At 61.6% G+C, this 8,356-nt stretch carries 4 protein-coding genes and 2 pseudogenes; 3 read left to right on the top strand and 3 right to left on the bottom strand.

What is annotated here, in order from left to right; translation table 11 throughout:
* From ACIP98_RS41420 to ACIP98_RS41430, 3 genes are all read right to left on the bottom strand, one after another.
* Nucleotides 1-211 (bottom strand): hypothetical protein (locus ACIP98_RS41420; protein ID WP_401981942.1); only part of this gene is annotated, 211 nt, incomplete at its 3' end.
* 1,645 nt (nt 212-1,856) lie between these two features.
* On the bottom strand, nt 1,857-2,075 hold the full coding sequence (locus ACIP98_RS41425; protein WP_401981950.1) for a TIGR02391 family protein: 219 nt from the start codon (nt 2,073-2,075) through the stop codon (nt 1,857-1,859).
* 297 nt (nt 2,076-2,372) lie between these two features.
* Entirely contained in the window at nt 2,373-3,194 is an 822-nt protein-coding gene (locus ACIP98_RS41430) for a replication-relaxation family protein (RefSeq protein WP_401981945.1), read from the bottom strand.
* A 1,901-nt stretch (nt 3,195-5,095) separates the two neighbouring features.
* Here ACIP98_RS41430 and ACIP98_RS41435 point away from each other — a divergent pair.
* The 3 genes and pseudogenes from ACIP98_RS41435 to ACIP98_RS41445 form a co-directional block, all read left to right on the top strand.
* On the top strand, nt 5,096-6,448 hold the full coding sequence (locus ACIP98_RS41435; RefSeq protein ID WP_401981948.1) for a WXG100 family type VII secretion target: 1,353 nt from the start codon (nt 5,096-5,098) through the stop codon (nt 6,446-6,448).
* A gap of 370 nt (nt 6,449-6,818) precedes the next feature.
* Nucleotides 6,819-7,618, top strand: a pseudogene (locus tag ACIP98_RS41440) (IS5 family transposase).
* 71 nt (nt 7,619-7,689) lie between these two features.
* A pseudogene (locus ACIP98_RS41445) lies at nt 7,690-8,262 on the top strand (transposase); the annotation flags it as partial.
* Nucleotides 8,263-8,356 lie beyond the last annotated feature (94 nt).

Genomic DNA, 8,356 nt, shown 5'->3' on the forward strand with positions numbered 1-8,356 from the left:
TGCCGTTGCCGGAGGACTGACGGGTCGTGACCACATCGCCGGTGATCAGTGTGACGGTGTGGGTGCCGGGCGGCACGTTGTTCCGTGCCGGGGTGACGGCGGAGGAGGCGGATTCTGGGGAATCAGGGGACGCGGTGGCGGGATGTGCCAGGGAGAGAACGGCGGCGCCGGCGACGGCGAGCACGCTCCAGCGTCTCGGTGATGATCTCAAGGGACGTTCCTTGCGGTACTTCCAGGGGGCGCCCTGGCGAACTGGTTATTGCCACTAAACAGAATCGAATGGATATGCTCCGAGTAAACCCCCAGGCAAATGCGGAACCTTCGACTGAACCACTCCCCGATGCTATATTCGTCCTGCTGACCGGGCGGCAGCTCTGCGCCGATCAAACTGATCCGGATGACAAGTTGGATTGCGTCAGAAGTGCGAAAGCAATCGCGGGCGAGGCGCCATCGTCTCAGTACACCACGGTAGTTCCTGGACAGAATACGGCTGCCGCCATGGCAGCCACCCTGACACGGGCGGTGACGGCCTGCCTGGCTAAGGAATTGTCAGCGCCGACGTCGAGATCCCATTGCCAGCGTCAGCACGCACTGACGGTGACGGTGACGGGCATTCTGCGAGCAAGGTGAATGAGGGCGCAAGCCGCAATTCAAGCGGCGCCGTTAACATTCCACCGCACGCAATGCCGCTGCAACATCTGCGACCCTTCAGATTCGGAACAACAAACGCTGTACCGATAAATCGCTACGATCGAAATTCCGAGTAGCTGGAGGCAGAGCATTGGGCAGCACAGACGCCAGCCGCATTCCCAGGACATGTCGCGCCCACCACACTGTCGGCGGCTAAGCTCGCCACGGAGAAGGAGATCGCAAATTGAAACTTCACGATATTAACCCCCCTCTCTGCGACCCGGGTATCCGTATCTGGCAAAATTACAGCGCTTCCGCGAGGCGGGATAGAACTCCGGCGCCACGAAAGAGGTCATTCGTGCAATGAGCGCGCCAGGTGGCTCGTGCGGCAATACAGAGAGGTACTGACTCTTTGATCGGGCGGTTACCGATCGGGACAACTACTGGCATAACAGTTATATCGGGGCACGGTCACAACCTTGCAGACCTCTGGAACATCGGCACCTCATAGCACCCAATCCGTTCGAACAGGGCATGCGGCACTCGGAGGTCGCACAGGTGCTGGGGTGACTCGGCCGGCAACCCACCAATGGCAGCGCCGGTCGCGCAAGGGAGACCATGTCCCGCTGCTGTCACAGGGCATAGGCGGCAGTTCGTACCTGAGCACGGAACAGAGGGCGGATCTGGACGGGCTGCTGAAGCAGGACTCGGCAGCGCCCACTGAACACGAACAGCGCTGGACACCAGCGCGGATCGGCCGCCTGATCGAGGAGCGCTTCGATGTGGTGTACGAGATTCGAGCCCGACACCCAGGCGATCGCAGCTCGGCCCGCAGACCCTTGTGGCCCGCTCGTGGAGCGGCATGACCGCCTGACCGACACTGACCGCACTCCAGCGCGGCCCCGCCCACGGCGCACCGGCCCGCCTTCTGGAGCCCAGAGACCTCTCCCGGGCTGTCGCTGGAAGGAGGTGTCGCCGTCCCGGACGGGCTTGCCCACGGGCCCTGCCCAGCAGCAACACTTTGCGGCCGGAGAAGGGCGTTGCTACCTTCGGCGCCCCTGTGCACGCTACGGTGCAGGCCACCCTCCAGACACCGGTGGAAGCTACCCTCCGGGACGGCTGCTGGCAGGGGCGGGAGTCCTCACCCAGACCTTCCTCACGTGCACCTGTGCACGGTTTTCGCGCGCGACTCTGGTCCGGCGGCAGCCCTACTCGGTGGTTGCAGCTTAACGGCGCCTGGCGCGTCCGATCTGCCGCAGGAGCAAGTCGGCGAACTGAATGATCTCAGCCGCCTCGATCGGGTCATCAAAGTCGACGGTGCGATGGCTGGAGGGGTTCTTGAACGCGCCCATGGCGCCGGCGAAGAGCGCCGACGCTGCTTCCTGCTCCCCGCCCTCTGCTCCCGCGTCGGCGAGCGGGCCACCGTCCGCAGACCATGCAGGCAGCGCACGCCACCGTCAAGCTCACGACGGTGACCTCACGGACCCCCTGGATGTGATCTCTGGGAACAGCCACCCTCACGGCTGTGGCTGGACAAGCCTGCCGTGCTGGCCCGCTTGCCCCCGCGCACGCTCGGCTTGCCCGGGTCATGTACGGAAACGGGCCAGCCAGCCGCCGGCCCTGCGGGCGGCTTCGGCAGGGGCTGCCGCCCCTTCCTGCTCGCCGCGTTCGCGTTCGTCCTGCTCGGTCTGGAGCGCGGCGACCCTCGCGTGGCTTTCGCAGTCCTCGCCCAGCGTCGGATATCACCGGGACGTGGCCTTGTGGTAGTTGCGGGCGGCGTCCCAGCGGCCGTCGGGGACCGGCCAGAGGGTCGGCCACACCGGTCGTGCCTCGCCGTCGGTGTCCTTCACCGTGCGGCGGAAGAACCGCCCGTGCCTCTCCAGCTTGTCCACGAGTTCCTCCGCACTCTCGCGGCAGTTGTCGACCTCGATGAACAACAACGGCACCCCGTCCTGCCGGACGGCCAGCACGATGTCGGTCTGGGTGCCGCCTCGGCCCGGCGCGTTCCACGTGCCCGTAGCGGGCAGCGGGACTTCGGTCGCGTAGGAGGCGAGGCTGCCGAGGCCGGCCGGGCAGTCAACGGCGGCCCACGCTGCTGCCAGGGCTTCGGAGAGTTCTCCGGCCAGTAGGGCCAGGTCCGGCTTCGGGCGCAGCAGGGCGATGACGGTCTCGTTGACGGACAGGGCGTGTGCGGCTCCGCTGCTGCCCGCGCCGCGGGCCGGGCTGCCCATCTCCGGCAGCGGGCGGCGTAGTTCGTGGGAAGCGGCCTCCAGGCCCTTGAGAGTCAGGTTGCGCAGGGTCTCGGCACCGTTGGTGGTGCCGCCGTTCTCGGACAGGCCGTGCCTGCGCAGATCCGACAAGGCGCCGGCGTGCGCGGCCGTGCGGGCTGTCTTCTGCTCGGACGGGGTCTTCTTGAGGGTGTGCCGGAACGACAGGGTGCGCGGTGCGGTGATCCGCTGGATCTGATCGGTCGTGGCGACCTTCAACACACCCAGCACATCCAGCACATCGCCCCGCAGATCATTCGACGACCCCGCCGGATTCGCCTTCCGCTTGCCCGCCATCAGCCCCGCCCCCTTCCCGTCGCGGCCGGCCCCAGCCGGACGCCCCACACCTATGGCCCCTGCGGGCCCCGGCCCCCCGGGAGCATCCCGGTCCTGATCTTGCAGACCATCCCGTTGGTAACCTGCCGGCCCTCTACCCTCGGTCGGCCTGCCGCAGCCCGCGATATCAGCAGAGGGAGCAACTCCCGCTCCTGATCGATGAGTTCACGACGATGTATCACGCAATCATGACCCGCCACCGATGATCTTTGAAGACGGGCCCTAGATCAACACTGGGTCGCCATCTGCCACGTCCACTGGAACGAAGTCGCCGCAGCCGCACGGTCATGCACGGCAACTACCGTGACAGGAACCGTAGAAGCTTTTACAAACCTGTCACATAGCCGAAGTGTTCCGTTGGTTAACTGTTTGGCAGTGTGCAGCTGTCAACGCGAAGTGAAGAACCTCACTGGGGTGCTGACCTTCAACTAGGGGCTTGATGCTGGTGGCCGCGTTCGAGGCCGGTTCCGGCGAGGGTGGTGAGGAGGTCTGGGTGTCTGTGTATGCAGTGCAGTACCGCTCGGATTGCCTCATTCAGTTCAGGAATCGAGCCGGATGCCCGGTTCGCGAGCCGTTACTTCGCGTGGACCCAGATCCGTTCGGCGGGGTTCAACTCCAGGACATACGAAGGCAGCTGCGCGACGGCGGGTTGGCTGAGCTGGGCGTGCCGTTTCACGTGTTTACTGATGCGTTTGGAGTAGTTGTCCCACGCGATGACTGCCGGTCCGTCCAAGCGGTGGTGGAGCAGGGCCAAGGACCCCGGGAAGTCAGTCTTTCTGTTGCCGCCCACAGGCGTGTCCACGCAGGACGCCTAGGTTCTTTAACATGTCTGCGGCAGATCCCGGCGACCATGCTCAAGTTGGTGTCGACCCTCCCGCGCGATCGAATTGCGATACTAGGCGCTCAAATGCGAACGAGTGCCCACACCCCGCGACAGTTGCGCGGTCGGCCTCCTCCATGCGATTGGTGCCGTCACTGGCCGGCTGCCTGACGGATTACCCCGCAGCGTCCGCACGACCTTTGAGGGACGCATTCCCTGTTCAAAAGATCGGTCGGCAAGAGGTGCGGACGCTCAAGATCGGCTACGTCTGTCAGCTTGCGGCTTCAACCCTCATACCGCAGTTATACCGAACCTGGCCTGATTGGCAACCGTCCGACAGATCGCTAGTGGGGGTGGGTTCCCGGGATCCGGCCGACTGTGAAAATGTCAAATAATCGGGGTGCAAGTTACGGCTAGGCAACTGCCCTGATCCCGGATCTGATGAAGTTAGCGGGAGTCGGTTTCCGGCGGCGAAATTCCACGGAACTTAACGCTCGGGGCTATTTCTCTTTCCATCAGCCCATTTGCTGCCGATACGTCAGAGGAATGATCACCGCAGGCGAAGTTCATCTAGGGGATCTACAAACGCTGATTCGCATTCATGGAATCTCCATAGTGCGGACATCGTACTCTAACGAATCATATAATTCGAAGAGCTGCGCAGACATCTGGTTGAATGTGTCGACAGCACAAGTAGGGCACAATTCGAACTGGAGGGGAAAATGACCGGGCGTGCTACTCGTTTGAATGTAAGAGACCTTGAGGCTTCCGCCGCTTTGATCGGGTCAAATTCGAGGCAATTGCAACAGCAGTGCGGTCAACTACGGAATCTCACGCTTCCAAGGGATGCATCTTTCGGGGCCGGTCCAAGATCGCAGGAGGCTACCGATGCCTACGAGAAGACACGTAAAGAACTCCTGCGCTTGACTGAAGGAATTTCAAGAAGCCTTCGCCTTCACCAGCACGCTCTCATGAGAGCTGCCTATTACTACGGCAGAACCCAGGAGCGCGCAATCATCTCGATGGCCAAGCAGGCGCAAAGGTGAATGTCAATGAGGCGATTGCGAAATGGCTGGTTTCGATATTCGATGAATTGGGAAATCCGGAGCCGCTCTATGGGCATGCAGATGCCTACATTTCCCACGCGGACGAGTTGGCATCTCTACACGCAGCCATGTCCGCAGATGGCCGTCTCCCTTCATGGGAAGGTGCCGCCAAAGATGAATACGAAAAGGCACGCCAACAGCAGCTGTACGCTATTGAAGAGGCGGCAAAGCAATACCGATCTGTGGGAGAAGCGACTCAGCAGCATGCTAGTAAATCCGATAAAATTGCCATCGAAATAGTCGGAATAGCCCTAGAAATCATAGAACTTCTCGCCGTTGGCGCGATACTAACACGCCTCTTTGCGGGGATAGCGGATTTTTTGTGGATTCGCGTTTTCGGGCTAGTTAAAAGAATTCTTACTCTTTTGTCTCGTTTTCGCGCTGCATTGACTGAATTTTCCCAGTTCCTCAGTAGAGTCGGTGGTCGCATAGGCGAGCTCCTGGGGCAAAACCTGGAAAAACTGCTGGTTGCATACCTCCCAGAATATTCCAGGTCGTTCCTTGGGTTCTACATTGCGAGCGCGGTCCCTCAACTACTTTCCGGACGTTCAGTAAACTGGAAGGACAACGCTTGGCAGACGGCCGTATTTTTCGCCTTCGACATAGGGCTCAATTTAGTCGATGACGTCATCGAAGCCACGAAGTTCGGCATCAGGTTTAAAAATTACATTACAGGAAAAAATAATTCAGGCGAAATTAAGGCAATTGAACCAAACTCTTTGAAATTTGATGATGGTTCGGCATCGCACATCCGTCCTGCGGAAGGAGTCCCCACCAAGGGGCCAACTGCAGAAACCAAGCCAGCACCAGGAGACGGCCCCTCCGTTCCAACGAAGCCCACAACTGCCGATATTTTGGGTGCTGGGCCTAGATCCGCTCGTTATCTTCCGGAGAGCGTAGTCTCAAAATTCAGTAAATTTGAACCAAAGTCTGCTCGCGATTCCCTCTATTCGGGAATTAAGGAAGGAATTAATACCTGCTTGGCGAACGGGATGACAGATGGCGTGGTTCAGCACGTAACCGGCAAGTCTATCTCTGCTGACGGGTTCGCTATAGACACACTGCTTTCCGGTCTTATGGCTGGCGCCCGAACGCACATCTATGGCTGGTCCTCGGCCGGCGAGAAATTCGCCTATAAAAATTCACCCGAAGGGTCACCGGGAACACTAAGGTGGTTGGCTGAAACTCCGAACTCGTGGGCCTATTTCTCTGCCTATATGACCTTGAAGGAAGCCATCAAAAACGGGATGCTTGGAAATTTCACGCCCACAGAGATAGATTCAGGCTGACCTCGCAAGGGAGCCGTGGAAGTCTTCGGCCAGCGGGCAGCCGAGACAGAGCTGGGCAGAGGAGAAGTAGTCGCCAGGTTGACCGTCGTCGCCAAGGCGGCTTCAAGTTCCCCTTAGGTGTGGGCAGGTGAGGCCGGCGTCGTCGTTGCGGGCGTACCAGGTGCGGGTGCATTCTTCGTTACCGGTACGGTCGTCGTCTCCTTGGTCCTCGACGGTGACGGGCATGCCGTAGTCGTCGAAGGTGGTGACGGAGCTGCGGATCGGTTGTCTGGTGGGCGCCGCTGGTGATGCGGGGTGCGGGCGTGGTTAGTGCCGGTCCGCACGTAGAAGTCATCTCAATTGGCTGGTTCGGTAGTCTGCGGGCGTGGGGATCGTTGAGCGGCTGGTGCCGGATGAGTTGTGGGCCTTGTTTCAGCGGGTGGTTCCGCCTGCGCCGACGAGGTCGCAAGGCGGTGGCCGGCGGCGGCACGGGGATCGGGAAGTGCTGGCGGCCATCGTGTTCGTGGTGACGTCGGGCTGCACGTGACAGCAGTTGCCCGCGCCGTCGTTCGGGCCGTCGGGAGCGACCGCGCATCGCCGGTTCACCGAGTGGACCAAGGCCCGGGTGTGGGCGAAGCTGCACCGCCTGGTCCTCGACGAGCTCGGCTCCCGCGGCGAGCTGGACTGGAGCCGGTGCGCGATCGACTCGGTGAACATGCGGGCCCTGAAAGGGGGGAACTGACAGGCCCGAATCCTGTCGACCGGGGCAAGAACGGGTCAAAGATCCACTTGATCACCGAAGGCTCCGGTCTGCCCGTCTCCATCGGGATCTCGGGAGCGAACACCCACGACAGCCAGGCCCTGATTCCCCTGATCCGCGGCATACCTCCGATCCGCTCCCGCCGCGGACCGCGCCGACGCAAGCCCTCCAAGCTCTACGCGGACAAAGCCTACGACTCCACTCACCTGCGACGATGGTTACGGCAACGAGGCATCGCCCACCGCATCGCCCGCAAGGGCATCGAATCCTCCGCACGCCTGGGACGGCATCGCTGGAAGATCGAACGCACCATGGCCTGGCTCGCCGGATGCCGCCGTCTCCACCGCCGCTACGAACACTCAGCCGACCACTTCCTAACCTTCGCCAGCATCGCCTGCACCCTCATCTGCTACCGCAGACTCACCAAATGAGACGACTTCGTAGTACGGGAGTGTCTAATAAACGGCGGATCTGTTGATCATGGAGACGCCAAGTGAGTGAGATGACGATCGAGCACGAGTCCGCGGCTGAGCCGGTCGATGCTGCTGCGTCGGACGAGCAGTTGATCGCGATGCTGGTCGACCGGGCCCGGAGTGAGGGCATGCAGCTGACCGGTGCGGGCGGACTGCTGCAGCAGTTGACCAAGCGGGTTCTGGAGTCCGCCCTGGAGGGCGAGATCACCGACCACCTCGGCTATGACAAGCACGATCCGGCGGGGAAGAACAGCGGCAACAGCCGCAACGGCACCCGGGCGAAGACCGTGCTGACCGACGTCGGGCCGGTCGAGGTCAAGGTGCCCCGGGACGTGGAGGGCAGCTTCGAGCCGCAGATCGTGCGCAAGCGGCAGCGGCGGCTGACGGGCGTGGACGAGATGGTGCTGTCTCTGTCCGCGAAGGGCCTCACCCACGGGGAGATTTCCGCGCACCTGGCCGAGATCTACGGCGCCGAGGTCTCCAAGCAGACCATCTCCACCATCACTGACCAGGTGATGGAGGGCATGGCCGAATGGCAGAACCGTCCGCTTGACCGTATCTATCCCGTTTTGTTCGTGGATGCCATCAACGTGAAGATCAGGGTTCTGTCGACGATCTTGTGATTCGGACGCTTGAGCGGGTCGTGTCAGCTGTTCGCGATCATGCGCGGTGTGCTCTTGTGACGTGCTCTTGGAG

It is taken from the genome of Streptomyces sp. NPDC088354 (assembly GCF_044753585.1).
GTDB lineage: Bacteria > Actinomycetota > Actinomycetes > Streptomycetales > Streptomycetaceae > Actinacidiphila.

Coding starts and splice junctions, on each gene's coding strand:
- ACIP98_RS41430 (WP_401981945.1), bottom strand. CDS start 3,194: ATGGCGGGCAAGCGGAAGGCGAATCCGGCGGGGTCGTCGAATGATCTG.